The following is a 17805-nucleotide window of genomic DNA, read 5'->3' as shown; positions in this document are numbered from 1 at the left end:
TAACCGATGAAAATACTTTTAATTATTGTAAGCATCCTATATGGTATGTATGGATTTAGCCAGCAGATATCGGGTACGGTAATGGATGGTGGCGGGAAGAGGTTGTCTTCAGTGACCGTTTCTGTGAAAGGGGGGATGTTAAAAACGCTGACGGATAAAGACGGGCGATTTCGGCTCAAAACGGATCCGAATGGCACATTGGTCTTTACGGGTATCGGATTTGAGATGAAGGAAGAGAACATAGACAAGCGCTCGACGATGAACGTGTACTTGACGGAGAAAAACAATACGCTAGATGAAATACAGGTGATCGGGTATGGTACGAATACCCAAAGGATGAACCTAGGCTCAGTCACAAAAATAAGGGCGGAAGATATAGAAAAGCAACCGGTTTCTAACCCTTTGTCCCTTTTACAGGGGAGGGTGCCGGGTTTGGTCGTTTCGTCGACAAGTGGTATCCCGGGCTCTTCATTCAAGGTGCAGCTAAGGGGCCAGAATACGATCAACACAAATTTTGGTGCTGCGGTACCGATGGACAATCCTCTGTTTATTATTGATGGGGTACCATTTGGCCCTCAGAATGAAAATATCAATAGTTTTGGATCTATGGCAGCTCCGGGTACGGGCCGCATGTTTAATAATTCCTATGGAGGAGTTAGTCCATTTAATACACTTAACCCAAATGATATCGAAAGTATTGAAGTGCTTCGGGACGCGGACGCTACGGCAATCTACGGCGCCAGGGCTGGAAATGGCGTGATCCTTATCACAACAAAAAAAGGTAAAGCCGGAAAAACGGAACTAACACTGAGCAGTAATATGGGAATAGCTTCATTAGGAGAGACAATGCCAATGATGAATACGGAACAATTTCTTGAAATGCGAAAGGAGGCGTATAAAAATGACAACCGTGTTCCCTCGGCCGATCCCGTTTCCAGTACATACGCGCCAGACCTGATGTTGTTTGATTCTGGAAGGGATATAGATTGGATAAGGGAATTTTTCCGAAAACCTTCATTTAGCAGCACTATAAATGCGGGACTGTCCGGGGGGAATTCAGATACTCAGTTTCGTTTTGGAACGAACTATCACAATAGTACATTTATGATGCCGGGGAATTTTTCGGACAGGAAGATTGGACTGAGCTTAGGGATACACCATCGCACTAAGGATCAAAAGTTGAATTTTGATTTTTCAGGTTCTTATAACCATGGTAAAAACAATTCTTCTCTATCCCCAAACTTACTGCTGACAGCAAATCTGCAACCCAATTATCCAGAACCAGTAAATGAGGCTGGTGAACTGGTTTGGTATCATAATGGGGCTGCCTTGAATGGAGTTGGGGCTCCCGTAAATCCATATGCTTACCTGCTGCAGAAATACCAAATTGCGTCCAATACTATTAATTCTAATATGGTAGTGAGCTATACTCCGGTCAAAAACCTGATATTGAAAACAAATTTTGGGATCAGCGACATGTCTACGGATGAGTATAGCGCGACACCAAAAAAATCTCGTTTTCCCGGTTTTGACCCACTTGCTGAGGCAAGTTTTGGTGCGGGGCGGTTTACCTCCTGGCTTATGGAGCCACAGTTAAATTATATGTTCAATCTGAATAGTTTACAGGTTACAACACTGCTAGGTGGAACCTTTCAGAATAGCTCACAAGTAGGGCGGCAGGTTTTTGCGTCAGGCTACCTGAGTGACGAGCTGATCGGTTCTATCTCTGGCGCGCCAGTCAAAAATGCCCAGGACCAATCAAGTATATATCGGTATGCAGCAATTTTTGGGCGTGTCAACCTCAATCTTTCCAAGAAATATCTTTTATCCATAAATTTTAGGCGCGACGGTTCGAGCAAGTTCGGGCCACAGAGGCAGTTTGGTAATTTTGGGTCGATAGCTGCAGGTTGGCTATTTAGCGAGGAAGAGGCCGTGAAAAAGTTAGTACCTGTCCTAAGCTATGGAAAACTACGGATGAGCTATGGTATAACCGGATCTGATGCGACCGGAAACTACAACTACTTGTCTAGATGGCGGCCAACAGACTATAGGTACGGCAATAGCTTGGGATATGTTCCGGTAAATCTAAGCAATAGCCTCTTCAGCTGGGCATCAACAAAAAAAATGGAAGTGGGTGCCGAGTTTGGCTTCATGAAAGATCGGCTTCTTTTTACCCTAGCCTGGTACAGGAATAGGACCGGCAACCAGCTGGTTAATTATACTTTGCCCATGATGACAGGCTTTTCAAGTGTGGTAGAGAACTGGGATGCTATAGTTGAGAATGCCGGCTTCGAAATAGTTGCCCAAGCGTCGTTGATCAAGGGGAAGAATTTTGCCTGGTCCGCAAGCCTAAATATTACGGTACCTAAAAATAAACTGATCTCTTTTCCGGGCTTGGAAGAGAGTGCATATGCAACCACCTATACAATAGGGAGGTCGCTTTCATCACTTTATCTTTTCAGATATGCCGGAGTAGACCACGAAACTGGATTGTTCAGCTTTTATAAAAATGATGGTACGACAAGCAGTACGCCCCAAGATGCTAAAAACGGCAATTTTAATGATTTGAGCTATTTTGGTAATACAGATCCACGTTTTTTTGGAGGGCTGAGCAATACTTTCCGTTATGGAAGGCTACAGCTTGATATCTTGGCGGAATTCAGAAAACAGCTGGGTAAGAATTATCTCGGGCAGGTCTATAACTATCGGCCGGGAGGAAACGCTAATATGCCCGCCGAGCTCCTTAACAGATGGCAGAAGCCGGGCGATATTGCTCAATTTCAAAAATTCTCGACCTACAGCAGTAGTCCGGCTGGTCGAGCGACCAGACCATTTATCGATTCCGATGCCGTATATGGCGACGCTTCGTTTATTCGGCTGAAATCAATATCGTTGTCCTATGGTCTTCCGGTAGCGGTACTCAGACGGATCGGCACGGAACAGCTCCAAATATTCTGTTCGATGCAGAATCTATTTACAATTACAAATTATAAGGGGAATGATCCCGAGACACAGAGTTTTTACGGTGTTCCTCCATTAAAGACATACACTTTGGGCTTTCAGGCCAAATTTTAAATATAGGGCTATGCAGATAAAAAGATTAATGATGGGAGTCATTCTAGGAATGGCATGTTATCTAAGTGCGTGTAAGGATTTCCTGGGCGTTGAATTGCCAAAGAACGAGCTAGTGACTGAAACAGTTTTCAGTGATAGCATTAATGCCAGCCAAGCGGTCCTAGGTATCTACATTGCTATGGTGAATGAGACTGGATTAAGCTTTGGTGGAGGAGCGTTGACTGTCTATCCTGGCCTAAGTGCCGATGAGATCAGGCTGTCCGCGGAAGGAGGAGAAGCAAATGAATTTGAAATTAATAGTATATCACCATTTAATAGCATCAACTATGCGCTGTGGAGCCGGGCCTATGAGTATATTTATAAAGCAAATGCCTGTATTGAAGGCATCAGCAATAGTACCGGCATCGGTAATAGTGCTAAAAACAACCTTATTGCAGAAGTGAAGTTCTTGCGCGCTTTTATTTATTTTAACCTGATCAATATTTTCGGAGATGTTCCTTTGGTATTGGGCGTTGACTATACGATCAATCGTATCATGGGCGCAACTGTAAAAGAGAATGTATATAAACAGATCGAAGAAGATCTTCTTTTTTCCCAGCAAGTGCTAAGAAATCTGTCCTTTAAATTCGAGAGGGCAAATTATTTTGCCGTAGCAGCATTGCTTGCCCGGGTATATTTATTTCAGAAGAAGTATAGCTTGGCAAAGAATGAGGCTGACAAAGTTATCAACTCCGGTAAGTTTTCCCTTGAAAAAGATCTGGAGAAGGTATTTCTATTGGATAGTAAGGAGATAATCTGGGCATTGCTTCCTGTACTTTCTGATAGGGAAACGGCAGAAGGCTACTTTTTTGTTCCTTCTTCTGATGCTGTTGCACCAACATATCTGATCAGGCAAGAATTATATAATAGTTTTGAGGATGGGGATCTGCGTAAAGTTTTGTGGGTTGGTGAACAAAAGATAGGAGGTAACGAGGTTCAATATCCACAAAAATACAGGAACAGGCGACCGGGAGGTTCGGCCAAGGAGATTTATTCGGTCTTGAGGCTAGCGGAACTGTACCTGATCAGGGCGGAAGCGAACCTCTTTATCGGTGACCTAAAATCTGCCTCGGACGATCTGAATATGGTCAGGACACGATCCGGACTAACAAAAAATACTGTTTTGGACGAAAGCAAAATCTTTGACACTTTGGTACAGGAAAGACGTAAGGAACTTTTCTGTGAATGGGGAAACAGGTGGCTTGACCTAAAGCGTTGGGATATGACTGTCGAAGTGATAGGAGATATAAAAGGTGGCTGGGAAGAAAAAAATAAGGTATATCCCATACCCCAAAAAGAACTTTCAGCGAATCCATTTCTAGAGCAGAATACAGGGTACGAAGATCTATAAGTTAAGCAAAACAAAGAAAGGGGAGCCATTGGCCCCCCTTTCTTTGTCATCAGTTGACGTTAATTTCGTGTACGTGGCGTTGACTTCGGTACTTGATTGTCGTCGATCAGTTCATTGGTAGAAGGGTTTACCTGATCAGAACTAAATCCCGATACACATTGATGTGGGTTATTAGTTGAACAGTTATTGCCCATTGGGGGTGTTGTTCCTTCTCCTAGATAGGCTGCGTCCGACTGTGCTACAGGCTCATTGGTGTCATAATCAGTCGATGATGAAATTTGGAACCATTTGTAGCTTGTTTGTTTTACTTCTACCTTTTTTGCCATAGCGTTTACAATGAAAAAACTGCCTAATAGTAATGTTAACGCTGTTGCGCCAGCAATAAATTTTGATTTTAAAGTTTTCATAATTAAGTACTTTAAGTTTATAAGTTTCATGAACTAACGTGTATGTCGATTTAACCTCATAGCCATACGATGGAGGAATTCTATTTGTATGCCAGTCAACTTCCTTGAAGTTGTAATGGCGAAATTATCTGGATACAATATTCTTTTGTTGTATTTTTTCTTTCTTATCTTATGTATCTGTCCTTTTTTGCTCAATTATTTTAAACTATCTCCCCCTGCAATTTTTAAACAGGGGGAGATTTCCCAATTTTCTGATGTCTTTCAATGTACTATCGCAGTAAGTGCGTCTCTGCCCCGACATCCGATCTCGACCCGGTGAAGCATACCAACGGATATTGATAGCAATTAAGATGGCAGCTATCTTGTCGAAACATTACCATCGAGAAATGGCCTGTACCTTGGTATGCAGACTAAATCTAGACTTTATAATAGTCCCTTATGTATTGTTAAAGTTCGGAGTATTAAGTATCCGGGGAGTAGGAAAAAACAAACCAAATTTTTGAATTTTTCAATAATTATTGTGAATAAATGTTTGTTTTTGTTCACTTTATTGAAATTCATGTAAAATATTTTTTATGCTTAGCGCTTTAAGCATTTAGATGGTGGAAAACCAAAGTGTTTTTTAAATTGTCTTCTGAAACTATGAAAATCTGAATAGCCGACAAGTGGATAAACGTGTGAAGGACAAATGCGGTCCGAAATCAATAATGTTTTGGCTTTTTCCATCCTGTAGTTCATTAGATAATAATGAGGTGTTATGCCAAATTCTTGTTTGAAGGTTTTTATGAGAGTTTTTTCGGTGATAAAAAATAAATTTGCGATGACTTTATTGTTTAAGTGGAGAACAGTGTAATTGTTTTCTATATAATCTTTTATCTGATAAACACGTTGGGAATATTTTAAATTCAGTAAGAATTGATATTGGTTAATAATTGCTTGAATGTATTTTGTCAATTCTATTTCCAAATCAATCGGATTTGTGGTTGTTAAATTGAACATTTGTTCTAACAAAGTATGTAAAGTTGGATCTATCCGACACGGAGAAAGGTTGCCAAACACTGTTTTGTCTTTTTTCATACTAGTTAGCAATTGTTCAATATGGGGATAATGGCCTTTCGCTCTATCAAGCCATGCTGTTCTGGGCATAATGTAGCAAAAGCTAGTTCTGCCAGTAGCCAAAGAGTAGTGAAATTCCCCTTTACGATTATATGTTGTGTAACAAGTGTCGTTTTCTATTTGTAAAATTTGTGTACCATCTTCTTTTGATAAAAATATGTTTCCTTCTAACATCATAATTAAAAAAAGCCTTTTCTTTTGGTTGAAATAGCTAGCTTTTAAATCGTTATGTAATACAAAAGTTGTGAATTCTAGAAAGAAGAGAAAGTGGCTGAAATATTGGATATACATTACTCCCTCTTGAAATACAATTTTTTGTGTTTTAGCAAAAGGTAACACCTTCCCGGATGAATCAGAAATACGTCCGGAGATATCTGCTGTTATTGCTTGGGAACTGAATTTATATGTTACCGTTCTACGCATTTTATTACCAAATTCAGATTAGGGAACTTATATCTAAGCTCTGGTAAAGCATTTTAATTCAGAGATCATGATTTTTGGTTTTTTATTCATGGTCTCTGAATTATTTAAATTTTTATAATACGAAATCTCCAGTCACTTCACCTGAGGTAGAAGTAAATGTTATCGAATAGTTTCCTGATGTAAATCCTGAAATTGGTATTAAAAATTCGCCAATTGAAGTGGACACTGTCTGATTATATACCATAGTGCCTGTAGCATTGGCAATGGAAATTTGCAATGTTCCTCCATCAAAATGAAATTGTGATCTAATTACAGTTGTTTCCAAAAATGCTGAGACAGCAGAACCTATTCTACGAATTTCACCAGGTTCGATTCTTCCTCTTAAATCAATTTCGTCAGATTGGGTGATTAAAGCACTGTTGGGAACCGGTGCGATTTGTGAACTTCCTAAAGCAGGAGCAGCAATAACACCTGATAATAATGCGATCAATAATATCTGTTTTTTCATACTAAAAGTGTTGTTGGGTTTAACTTTTAGTGGTCAAATATATTGGTGCGGTTTTTTGAACTATTACATATATAGGTTTAATTTTCTTAGGTATAGGTTTTTATTATTGATAAATTATAAGTTTCTTATTTTCTGTATATTGTGTTTTTTTAAATATAGGTTTTTGATCAGGTTATGGTAGTATCATTTTCTATATTTAACAAATGACAATGGAATTTTATTAATTATTAATGCCGTTGGAGAAAGGATGTGATAAAGTTATGCGGATTTAATTTTTAACTTTTAAAAGATATAATGTGTGAAAGTTTATCATCTGAATAAAATCCTTTTTTCAATAAAATCTTATGAAGCATTAATTATTTTGTTGAAGGGGTAGGTTGATTAAGTTAGGAGATGATATTGTGACGTTTTTGTTAGGGAAAGTCGTTGATTTTAAGTTGTTTTTATCGGATTATATATTTGATTATAAGGTCGATGTATTAGGGGGCTTAGCGCTGATGCCAATTCTTTTGGAATATTTTGATTGAAAAAATCAACCGCATAAGCTGTCTATTGATTCAGAGATGTCTCCGCCTTTAGGTACGCCAAGTTTTTGTCTTAATGACGTTCTTCGCGTCTGTACCGTATTTGGACTTTGTTGAAGAATAAGGGCTATTTCTTTAACACTGAAATCAGCGTAGGTAAGAATACATATCCGAAATTCTGTTTCAGTAATTTCTGGGAATAACTGTTTTATTTTTTCCGAATATTCGGGTCTAGCCTGACGGAAGGCTTGGTGCAGTGTTTCCCACTGTTCATCATAGGAATTTTCTCCATAGACTATAGTATTAAATCGCTTTAGTAACGAGTTACTATCTGATATAATTTTGTTGTTCTTGTTGATTTCTTTATTTAGTTTGATTAATTTTTTAGTAATATCAAATCTCCATAGAATTGTCCTTCGAAGGTCACGCTGTTTTTTTTGTACCATAGATTCTAAGTCGAGTTTCATTCCGTTCAAAGTCTCTATTTTGCCTTCAATTGCATGTAGTTTGTTTTTTTGTCTTGTACTGTAAGTTAGAAATGAAATTCCTCCTAAAATTACAATGCCCATTAACAAAATTATCCATTGTTGTTTTATCGTAAGTGCTTCAAAATATTCCTTTGTAATCTGTTCATAGTTGTATTTTTTTTCTATTTTGTAGATAGACTGCTTCTCGCGTTCTTTCATAATCTGATAAAGAACTTTCATTCGATCTGTTTGATAATCAAAAGCAGTTGAGATCCTGTTATTTTTTTTTTCGTAACGGATTAGGTAGTCTAATATGCTGTATTTTAAATAATTGTCTTTTATTGTGGGTAGCTCTTTTTTTAACTTTGCTGTATAATACGTTGTAGAATCATCAAGTGACATTTTACTGTAGAGTAATGCAAAGTTTAGATAATATCGTGGCAATCTGGTACTGTCAGTATTAAGAGAGATTGATTGCCATAGGTATTTTTGGGAGGCTCTGTATTCTTTTGTCTGTTCATATGCAACTGAGAGGCTTTCTGTCAATTGTCTTCTTAAATTTGTTCCTCCCAGATATTCTGCAATTTTTAGTCCTTTATGGAAAAAAAGAAAGGCGCTATCAGGATTTTGGCGAAATAGATACATTCTACCAATAGAGCTATATGAAAATGCTAGTTTGTCAGGGTATTGCTTATAGTAGATAGCTGCTTTTTGATATTTATTTAATGCTTTTCTGTAACGTCCTTGTTCGGATAAAAGGTCTCCCATATTGAAGTTAATTAGACCGATTGTTGAGGCATCATGAGATAGAAGTGCATATTTTTCGGCGTTTTTATAATATTCCATTGTTACATCATACTTTTTTTGTTCTCTCATGACGTTACCTGCGTAAAAGTATGCTAGTGAGGTTTGCTTGGGATTATTTGATTTTTTTTGATAATAGTTAACAGCATAAAATATAAGTGTATCCTCTTCAATAGGGAGATGATTTTTATAGTATATCTGAGTATGAGCAACTAGATAATACATGTATTGTTCTCTGTTTAAATTGGTTTTTGGTGAAGAAATAGAGTCAATGAATTTTAACGCTTTATCAGGATAATTTTCTGCGAAAATTCGAGCTTTTTGTAGCAATAGCAAATCCAAATTTTGTTGCCCACAGCCAGCCATAAAGAGAATAATGGCATAAAAGGAAAGGATAAACATAAATCTAAATTGCATAATAGTATTTATTAATAATTTATCTTGAATTTTATGATAGTTTGATAATAGTCTATTTTCAAGCCAATCGAACTTGATGTATACTAAAGAGGTTAATTTTATATAATTTTCTACTCTGAATTAAAGTTGAATCAGATTATATCATTACCTGGGCTATTTTTATGACTGTTTAAAATAATTGTTGGAATAGATCATTTCGCTTGTTTACAAGTACTATTCGTAGTTGGTTGATTTAAACTGGACTTTTCCCATAATACTTAAATTTAATTATTTACATCGAACTTTTAAGAAATATAAATAATTCACACAAATCTACTTTAAATACTTATATGGAGATTTAGAGGTATGTAAAGTTGTTCATATACTTTGAAAAGCGTTAGTCAAAAGATATATTACAGTTTTAAATAAAGCCATTTATTTATTGTTTTTTTATTAGAAACAATATGGCTGAATTGTAATATCAATTGCACGATATTAGAATGACTAATATAAATTTAAATACTTCCCCAATATTGATTTAAATAATTACTCTTTTATAGAGTAGGATGTTTGGACGAGAGACAATTGCACTAATGAACTAGTTTTAAAATTGTCGTTGTATTTATAATAGACAACTATAAATATTCTCATATTAAAGCAAGAAAACTATAAAGTCGTCTTTAAATTTAGTTTTGTTTGTTTTTTTTTATATTTTCGTTATAAATATGAGATGGAAAGCTACAATATTATTATTTTATATCCTTGCGCTATTTATGGTGCCTTGTGGGGATACGAATAATACATGTGGAACTCTTTCCAAATTTGCGGACGAAACAACGCATAGGCATAGCAATGATAGTGATGATTATTGTACTCCTTTCTGCCAGTGTACATGCTGTAGTATTTCAGTTGTTTCCTTCAATTTTGAAATCCCTGAATTAGGTGTGCTAACACAGATTTTTTCTAGGGAAAAAGTAATAATTCCGGATTTTAAATTTATCTCCCAGTATTCGGGTTCTATTTGGCAACCGCCAAAATTTTACGTTTAAGTTCATTTTAAAAGAGTATGGGTATTTGTTGCATTTTATAACAATATAAATTGCTTCTGATTTAATACTGATTTATGGCTTTATAAAGATTATAGCCAATCTTTTCAGTGTCTAATCATTCCCCTTACACACTTGTAATTCCTCTCCACCTTCTTTTAAGGTGCTAGAGCAAGCGCGATTTTTTTAATGTTAAAATAACAAAATACATTGTGTTAGACAGTATCATAAAATTCAGTATAAAGAACAAGATCATTATTGGTTTGATGACCCTGTTACTTATTATTTGGGGAGCATGGAGTGCAACAAAGTTGCCTATAGATGCGGTACCCGATATTACCAATAATCAAGTTCAGATACTCACCACTTGTCCCACGTTGGCCGGGCAGGAGGTTGAACAGCTGGTTACCTTTCCTATCGAACAAAGTATTGCAAATGTGCCCAAGATTGAAGAGATCCGTAGTATCTCGCGTTTTGGTTTGTCGGTTATTACCGTCGTTTTCGAGGAGGATATAGACATTTATTTTGCTCGACAGCTTATCAACGAACGATTAAAAGAGGCGGTTGATAAGATTCCACAGGGTATAGGTACCCCGGAAATGGCCCCTGTAAGTACCGGGCTGGGAGAAGTTTATCAATATATAATTCACCCCAAAAAAGGTAGTGAGAGTAAGTATAATGCGAAGGATCTGCGTACAATGCAGGACTGGATCGTGGCAAGACAGCTATATGGGACGCCAGGCATAGCTGAGGTGAACAGCTTCGGTGGTCAATTGAAACAATATGAGGTTGCTGTAAACCCTGATAAGCTTAGGGCTATGGGAGTTAGTATTCCTGAAATATTCACGGCTCTGGAGAAGAACAACCAAAATACGGGAGGAGCTTATATTGACAAAAAGCCTACAGCCTACTTTATCAGGGGTATCGGATTGGCAACTTCTCTCGATGATGTCAAAAAAATCGTTGTAAAAAATTCCGGAGCTGTTCCTATTTATATAGGTGATGTTGCAGATGTTAGGTTTGGTAGTGCTGTAAGATATGGTGCATTAACCTATAATGGAGAGGTTGATGCCGTGGGTGGCGTGGTAATGATGCTTAAAGGTGAAAATAGTAACGAGGTAGTAAAACGGATAAAAGAAAAACTACCGACAATTCAACAATCTTTGCCTGATGACGTGACAATTGAGCCATATTTGGATAGAACCGACTTAGTAGGAAGGGCAATGAGTACTGTGGAGAAAAACCTGATCGAAGGTGCGTTGATCGTAATCTTTGTTTTAGTACTGTTTCTTGGGAATTTCCGTGCAGGACTTATTGTTGCTTCCGCTATCCCATTAGCGCTTTTGTTTGCCTTAGGTATGATGAATGTATTTGGTGTTAGTGCTAACTTGATGAGTCTTGGAGCGATCGATTTTGGATTAATAGTGGATGGTGCGGTTATAGTTGTAGAAGCTACTATGCACCATCTTGGACTGCGGAAATCTACTGAGCGGCTAACGCAAAACGAAATGGATGATGAAGTTTTCCTTTCCGCATCCAAGATTCGTACAAGTGCCGCCTTTGGCGAGATCATCATTCTAATTGTCTATATACCAATCCTCACCCTAGTCGGTGTGGAAGGCAAGATGTTCCGCCCCATGGCGCAAACTGTTGGTTTTGCGATATTTGGAGCGTTGATATTGTCGCTGACCTATATTCCGATGATGTGTGCGTTAATTCTGTCAAAAAAACCAAGTCACAAAAAGACTTTTAGCGACAAAATGATGGATAAGCTTTCTGGTTGGTATCAGCCTCTGCTTCAAAAAGCAATCAGGATCAAATATATCATTGTAGGAGCAACTGTCGCTATTTTTGCAGTTTGTTTATTTTTCTTCAGTAGGATGGGGGGCGAATTCATTCCGCAACTGCAAGAAGGGGATTACGCCTTTCACTGTATTTTGCCGCAGGGAAGTTCATTAAATCAGAGTATCGAAACCTCCATGCAGGCTTCAAGGATAATTAAGCAATTTGATGAAGTGAAAATGGTTGTGGGTAAAACTGGAGCAGCTGAAGTGCCTACCGATCCGATGCCTCCCGAGGCAACCGATTTAATGGTCGTACTAAAGCCGCAAGACGAATGGAAGTCTGGCAGAAATTACAACGAACTTGCAGAGGCGATGATGGAAAAGCTTGAGGTTATACCGGGCGTTTTCTTTGAGAAAAACCAGCCTATTCAGATGCGTTTCAACGAGTTGATGACAGGTATAAGGCAGGATGTAGCTGTTAAGATTTTTGGTGAAAACATAGATTCACTCGCATCCTACGCAAAAGAAGTCAGTGAGGTGATTCAAACTGTCCAGGGGGCAACATCTCCACAGGTCGAGCGGGTAAGCGGTCTGCCACAAATTAATGTCGAGTATGACCGTACCCGGATTGCAAATTATGGATTGACCATTCAGGATGTCAACGATGTTGTCAGTACGGCTTTTGCAGGCAAAAGTTCAGGTCAGATCTATGAAAATGAAAGAAGGTTTGACCTTGTTGTACGTCTTGATAGTACACATCGGAGTAGCATTGATGATGTCAGTAACCTGATGATCCCAACAGATAAGGGAATACAGATTCCACTTTCGCAGGTTGCAAATATAGAGTATAAACTTGGACCTGCCCAGATAAGCAGGGAGGCAGGGAAGCGGCGTATAGTAATTGGATTCAACGTTGCAGGTCGGGACGTACAAAGTGTGGTACAGGATATCCAAAAACAATTGTCCGAAAAGATAAAATTGCCTTCAGGATATTATTTTACCTACGGAGGGCAGTTTGAAAACTTACAAAAGGCGAGTGCACGTCTGATGATTGCGGTACCAGTATCACTATTGTTAATATTTATGCTGTTGTATTTTACTTTCCATTCATTTAAGCAAGCTGCCTTAATATTTACGGCCATCCCAATGAGTGCTATTGGTGGTGTATTTGCCCTTATGGCGCGTGGTATGCCGTTCAGTATTAGTGCAGGAATCGGTTTTATTGCCCTGTTTGGAGTTGCAGTGCTTAATGGTATCGTTCTGATCGGAACGTTCAATCAACTAAAGAAAGAGGGAATAGAGGATGTTTTCAAACGAGTAAAAGAGGGTACAATGACCCGTCTGCGGCCGGTATTAATGACTGCCACTGTAGCATCACTCGGGTTTTTACCTATGGCGATTAGTACGAGTGCCGGTGCCGAAGTGCAAAAACCTCTTGCCACTGTGGTGATCGGCGGATTGATCACAGCAACATTTTTGACACTGTTTGTGCTGCCCCTCCTGTACATTATTTTTAATTCGAAGCTCAAAAAAAATGGAGACGGTAAAATGAAGGCAATAACAATGGTAATCTTAGTGTGTCTGGGAAGTTTATCGACGGTCAAGGCCCAGCAGCGGGAACGGATTTCTATCGAAAAAGCGGTGGGCACGGCGTTGGAAAATAATCAACAGTATGGGGTTAATAGTGCACAGGTAAAAAGTGCTTCCTTGAACGTCAAGACTGCAAACGATATTCCCAAAACGGGCGTGTTTGCTGAAAATGAAGATTTCCGGCCATCAGATAGAGTAGGAATTTTGAAAATCGGAGTTTCTCAAAGTATAGCATGGCCTGGCTTGTATGCTGCAAGGAAAGATTATTTTAAGCAGCAGTTAAAATATGCAGAACTTAATACCGATGTATTGAATGCTGCAATCAAACGTGATGTGCGTACCGCATACTATCAGCTTTGGTACCTGCAGGACAAACAGCTGCTTTTTAAAAAATTGGACAGTATTTACACGATGCTCTTTAAAACTACTGAAGTCAGGGTCAGGACAGGAGATGTCGCTAAATTGGATCAGGTGTCGGCTGAAGCTAAACTTAAAGAACTACGGGCTTTTCTTGAGCAGAACAAGAAAGAAATGACAGTCCAGCAGCAACAATTGATGATGCTCATGAATCAGAACGAATGGTTACTTCCTATTGCTGAATCATTAAAGAAAATCGAAGTTGAACTAGTTGAAAATAATAGTTCGCATCCGGTACTTGCTTTGCAGGAACAAAATGTCAATATTGCTTCTTCCAATATCAAAGTTCAGAAGAATACGAACAAACCGGAGTTTTCTGGAAGGTTTTTTAGTCAGCGTCTGTGGGGTGCCAAAGATCCGTTTACTGGTTTTTCAGTAATGGCTTCTTTCCCGGTTTTTGGGAGCGGCGCCTACCGGAATAAAGTAAGGGTTGCGGTTGCCGAGAAAGAAGTGCAAGAAAAAACACTTGCTTATCAGACCCAGCAGTTCCAGACACAAAGGGCATCGGCTATTGCTGAAATAGAAAAAAACTATTCTCTTCTGAATTTCTATGAAACATCGGGACTACGTCAATCTGAGGAAATAATCAGTGCTGCGACTCTGAGTTATAGAACAGGTGAAATAAGTTTTGCTGAATTAGGACAGTTCCTGAACCAGGCAATAGGTATCCGTCAGAACTATTTGGATGTACTAAACCAGTACAACCAATCAGCAATTCAATTCAATTACTTCAATAACAAATAATACAAAATGAAAATTATAGGAAAAATATTAGTTTCGGGTGTTCTTGTAGCATTTTTATATAGTTGTGGCGGACAGGCTGACAAGAAGGAAGAGAGCGGAGCCAGGAAAGAGACAAAGAAGGCAGAAGCTAGTGGTGAGGAGGGGCATGCAGAAGAAGAGTCTTCTACTATTGCATCACTTACACAAGAACAGATTAAGGCTGTTGGGATCACTCTTGGCGACATCGAAAATAAAAATCTGACAGCAACCGTCAAGGCCAACGGAGCACTTCGGGTTCCTAACAATAAGAAGGCAAATGCGACCTCGCTGTATGGAGGGGTTGTCAAAAGTCTCAAAGTGCAGCTGGGTGATTATGTTCAAAAAGGGCAGGTGATCGCCACAATAGAAAATCCACAGTTTATCCAGCTGCAGGAAGAATACATAACGATTGACAGTCGGATTACTTTAGCACAACAGGAACAGAGCCGTCAACAGGAACTTAATGAAGGGAGTGCTGGTGCATTGAAAAACCTCCAGACAGCTACTGCTGACCTGAATGCACTGATGGCTCGTAAAGCATCATTAAAAAAGCAGATACAGTTGATGGGCATTAATCCATCTAGTATTAACAGGGAGAATCTAAGGTCCGCACTTGTTGTAACAAGCCCTGTCAGTGGTACGATTAGCAATGAGCTGGCCAAGATAGGTAGTTATGTAGATGTTTCCTCTCCGGTTGTCGAAATTGTCGATAATGGTCTTTTGCATCTTGATCTTCAGGTATTCGAACGCGACTTACCTTATATGAAAATTGGACAGGTTGTCAATTTTACCATTACCAATAATCCAAAAGTTACCTACACTGCAAAGGTATTCAATATAGGCTCATCATTCGAAAACGAAAGTAAAACAATAGCTGTGCATTGTACTGTAGTAGGGAATAAAACGGGGCTAATTGACGGAATGAACATTACAGGTATGGTCAGTGTAGAAGATGTAATGGCATCGACTGTTGCTAATGATGCCATTGTAGAAGCTGACGGTAAGTTCTATATTTTTGTTCATACGGATAAGGATCCTGAAGCTGGTCACAAGGAAGGTGGTCATGAACACAAAGAAGGTGAAAGCCATGACCAGAAAGCTGAAGAAGACCATGATCACAAACCGGGGGAAAAACATGATCATGTTGCTGATAATAAGCAAACTGAAAAGAAAATTAATTTTGAAAAGATCGAAGTTGTTAAAGGAGTTTCTGAATTGGGTTACACTGTTATCACTCCTGTAACAGAAATTCCTAAGGGAGTTAAAATTGTTACCAAAGGGGCATTCTTTATCAATGCGAAATTGAGCAATACTGGTGGGCATGAACATTAATTTCTAAGTAAATGTAAAATTATGAAAACTCTGTTGTTATCTGTTGAAAATTATGTTTCCTCATTGCTAAAAGAAAACCTTTCAGGTGATTTGGGTTTTCATGGCATTACCCATACAGTTGAAGTTGCGAAAGCAGCAGTTGAAATTGGACAATTCTATAGTCTTGATGGTGGCCAAATGGAAATATTACTTGTTTCCGCCTGGTTTCACGACTGTGGTTATATTCATACCTACGCCGGACACGAGGAAAAAAGTAAACAGATAGCCAAAAGTTTTCTGACGAGATATAAAGCCGATACCGAATTTATAAATTCGGTATCGGCCTGTATCGAAGCAACAAAGTTTCCGCAGTCGCCGATGAATTTGGTGGAAATGATACTTTGTGATGCTGATTTCTTTCACTTTACTAGACCCACTTATCCTAGATATGCTATGGCGATAAGGAGAGAGTTTGAAATTTTCCTTCACAGGGTTTATTCGGATGAGGAATGGAAGACTATAAATATGGCTATGTTGCGAAACCACACTTATTGGACTTCATATGGAAAAAATGTTCTGGATAGATTTAAACAGGTCAATGTTATATTGATGAACTTTAATAGTCGGGATATACTATGAAGTGATCCGCTGGCAGTATTATGAAAAATTTCGACAACAGCTCCTTCAGGTATGGAATTTACTTGAAGATGTGTTTGACCAGCATTTACACTGTATTTTTGTTTTGCTATGAACAATATTGAAAATATTGAAATCGGTTTCGGAAGGGGGAAACCAAGATTTATAATTAATTGTTCATTATCTAAATGTACATCCGTCTAAAAATATAAAGAATGATTATTGTTCTTCACAAACCTAGAATATTCAGTTATGTTATTAAATCGAAAAATATCAATTTGGTACTTTATAAATGAGATAAAGACACAATTCATTCTGATCTCTATATTCGCCATATCGATCGGCGTGGTTGATATGCATCCGACTTTTAAAAAAGTATCCTTGCCGCTGAGTATTCCTGCTCTGATCGGAACGGCTGTTTCCCTACTACTGGCCTTTAGAACGGCTCAATCCTATGAGCGCTGGTGGGAAGCCAGAACAATATGGGGAGCTATTGTTAATGACTCCAGGAATTTACTAAGGCAGTTTATTCAATATGCTCCCGAAAGTCCCCGATACGAAATAAAAGAATTTGTGGACCGACAAATTATCTGGACTTATGCGCTGGGAGAATCGCTCCGAAAGCTGGAGTTTTCACCTAAAGTTCAGGCTTATCTGCATTTCCACGGGATAAAAGCCACAAATATACCCAATGCAATATTGGATAGACATTCAAATGCAATCAGACATCTCGCTTTCAGTGGAGCGATAACGGATATTCAACAGGTTCAGCTAAATGAAACAATAGGTAGGTTATGCGACAGCATGGGTAAGTGTGAACGTATTAAGAATACGGTCTTTCCCAGATCATATAGCATGATGGTACACACCTTGATCTACGTCTTTGCCGCGATTTTGCCTTTCGGGCTCGAAGATTCTCAGTTAACTATTGAGATCGTAATGACCATGATTATACCAATACTCTTTATTGCCATTGAAAAGACAGTCATCATTATGCAGGATCCTTTTGAGGGTACGCCAGTTGATACACCAATGACTTCGCTTGCACAAACCATCGAGATAAACCTTTTGGAAATGATTGGAGAAATAGATATTCCGGCAAATCCCAAAAATGATTCTTATTATGAAATGTAATATATCTGTAAATAA

General features: G+C 38.5%; 11 protein-coding genes. 7 read left to right on the top strand and 4 right to left on the bottom strand.

All coding sequences use genetic code 11. The features are described 5' to 3' along the window. Positions 1 to 6 precede the first annotated feature (6 nt). Together BGP15_RS23370 and BGP15_RS23365 are read left to right on the top strand one after the other, a co-directional pair. On the top strand, positions 7 to 3075 hold the full coding sequence (locus BGP15_RS23370) for a SusC/RagA family TonB-linked outer membrane protein (protein WP_088160803.1): 3069 nt from the start codon (positions 7 to 9) through the stop codon (positions 3073 to 3075). A gap of 10 nt (positions 3076 to 3085) precedes the next feature. Then, positions 3086 to 4465 carry a RagB/SusD family nutrient uptake outer membrane protein gene (locus BGP15_RS23365; protein WP_286768326.1) on the top strand — a complete coding sequence of 460 codons (1380 nt, stop codon included), beginning with the start codon at positions 3086 to 3088 and terminating at the stop codon, positions 4463 to 4465. 59 nt (positions 4466 to 4524) lie between these two features. Here BGP15_RS23365 and BGP15_RS23360 read toward each other — a convergent pair whose 3' ends face one another. From BGP15_RS23360 to BGP15_RS23345, 4 genes are all read right to left on the bottom strand, one after another. After that, positions 4525 to 4872 (bottom strand): hypothetical protein, encoded by a 348-nt coding sequence (locus BGP15_RS23360; RefSeq protein WP_088160805.1) that lies wholly within the window; start codon positions 4870 to 4872, stop codon positions 4525 to 4527. Positions 4873 to 5451: 579 nt separating this feature from the next. Then, the gene (locus BGP15_RS23355; RefSeq protein ID WP_088160806.1) at positions 5452 to 6411 is read right to left on the bottom strand and encodes a helix-turn-helix domain-containing protein; all 960 of its coding nucleotides are present in this window, start codon (positions 6409 to 6411) and stop codon (positions 5452 to 5454) included. 112 nt (positions 6412 to 6523) lie between these two features. Continuing rightward, on the bottom strand, positions 6524 to 6919 hold the full coding sequence (locus BGP15_RS23350) for a DUF3244 domain-containing protein (RefSeq protein WP_088160807.1): 396 nt from the start codon (positions 6917 to 6919) through the stop codon (positions 6524 to 6526). A gap of 532 nt (positions 6920 to 7451) precedes the next feature. After that, complete coding sequence (locus BGP15_RS23345) at positions 7452 to 9131, bottom strand: tetratricopeptide repeat protein (protein WP_157698408.1); 1680 nt, start codon at positions 9129 to 9131, stop codon at positions 7452 to 7454. A gap of 704 nt (positions 9132 to 9835) precedes the next feature. On the opposite strand from BGP15_RS23345, the gene BGP15_RS27020 reads away from it, so the two are divergent. From BGP15_RS27020 to BGP15_RS23325, 5 genes are all read left to right on the top strand, one after another. Further along, the gene (locus BGP15_RS27020) at positions 9836 to 10159 is read left to right on the top strand and encodes a DUF6660 family protein (protein ID WP_088160810.1); all 324 of its coding nucleotides are present in this window, start codon (positions 9836 to 9838) and stop codon (positions 10157 to 10159) included. A 209-nt stretch (positions 10160 to 10368) separates the two neighbouring features. Continuing rightward, the gene (locus tag BGP15_RS23340; RefSeq protein WP_088160811.1) at positions 10369 to 14691 is read left to right on the top strand and encodes a CusA/CzcA family heavy metal efflux RND transporter; all 4323 of its coding nucleotides are present in this window, start codon (positions 10369 to 10371) and stop codon (positions 14689 to 14691) included. Between the two features lie 6 nt (positions 14692 to 14697). Then, positions 14698 to 16041, top strand: a complete 1344-nt coding sequence (locus BGP15_RS23335) for an efflux RND transporter periplasmic adaptor subunit (RefSeq protein WP_088160812.1) — start codon at positions 14698 to 14700, stop codon at positions 16039 to 16041. Positions 16042 to 16062: 21 nt separating this feature from the next. Beyond that, positions 16063 to 16659 carry an HD domain-containing protein gene (locus BGP15_RS23330; protein ID WP_088160813.1) on the top strand — a complete coding sequence of 199 codons (597 nt, stop codon included), beginning with the start codon at positions 16063 to 16065 and terminating at the stop codon, positions 16657 to 16659. Between the two features lie 249 nt (positions 16660 to 16908). Beyond that, on the top strand, positions 16909 to 17790 hold the full coding sequence (locus BGP15_RS23325) for a bestrophin family protein (RefSeq protein ID WP_286770829.1): 882 nt from the start codon (positions 16909 to 16911) through the stop codon (positions 17788 to 17790). Positions 17791 to 17805: the final 15 nt, after the last annotated feature.

The organism is Sphingobacterium sp. 40-24, assembly GCF_001899705.1.
In the GTDB taxonomy this organism is placed as follows: domain Bacteria; phylum Bacteroidota; class Bacteroidia; order Sphingobacteriales; family Sphingobacteriaceae; genus Sphingobacterium; species Sphingobacterium multivorum.
Note: the sequence above shows the minus strand (reverse complement) of the source record. Positions and strands in the feature narration are given on the sequence as shown.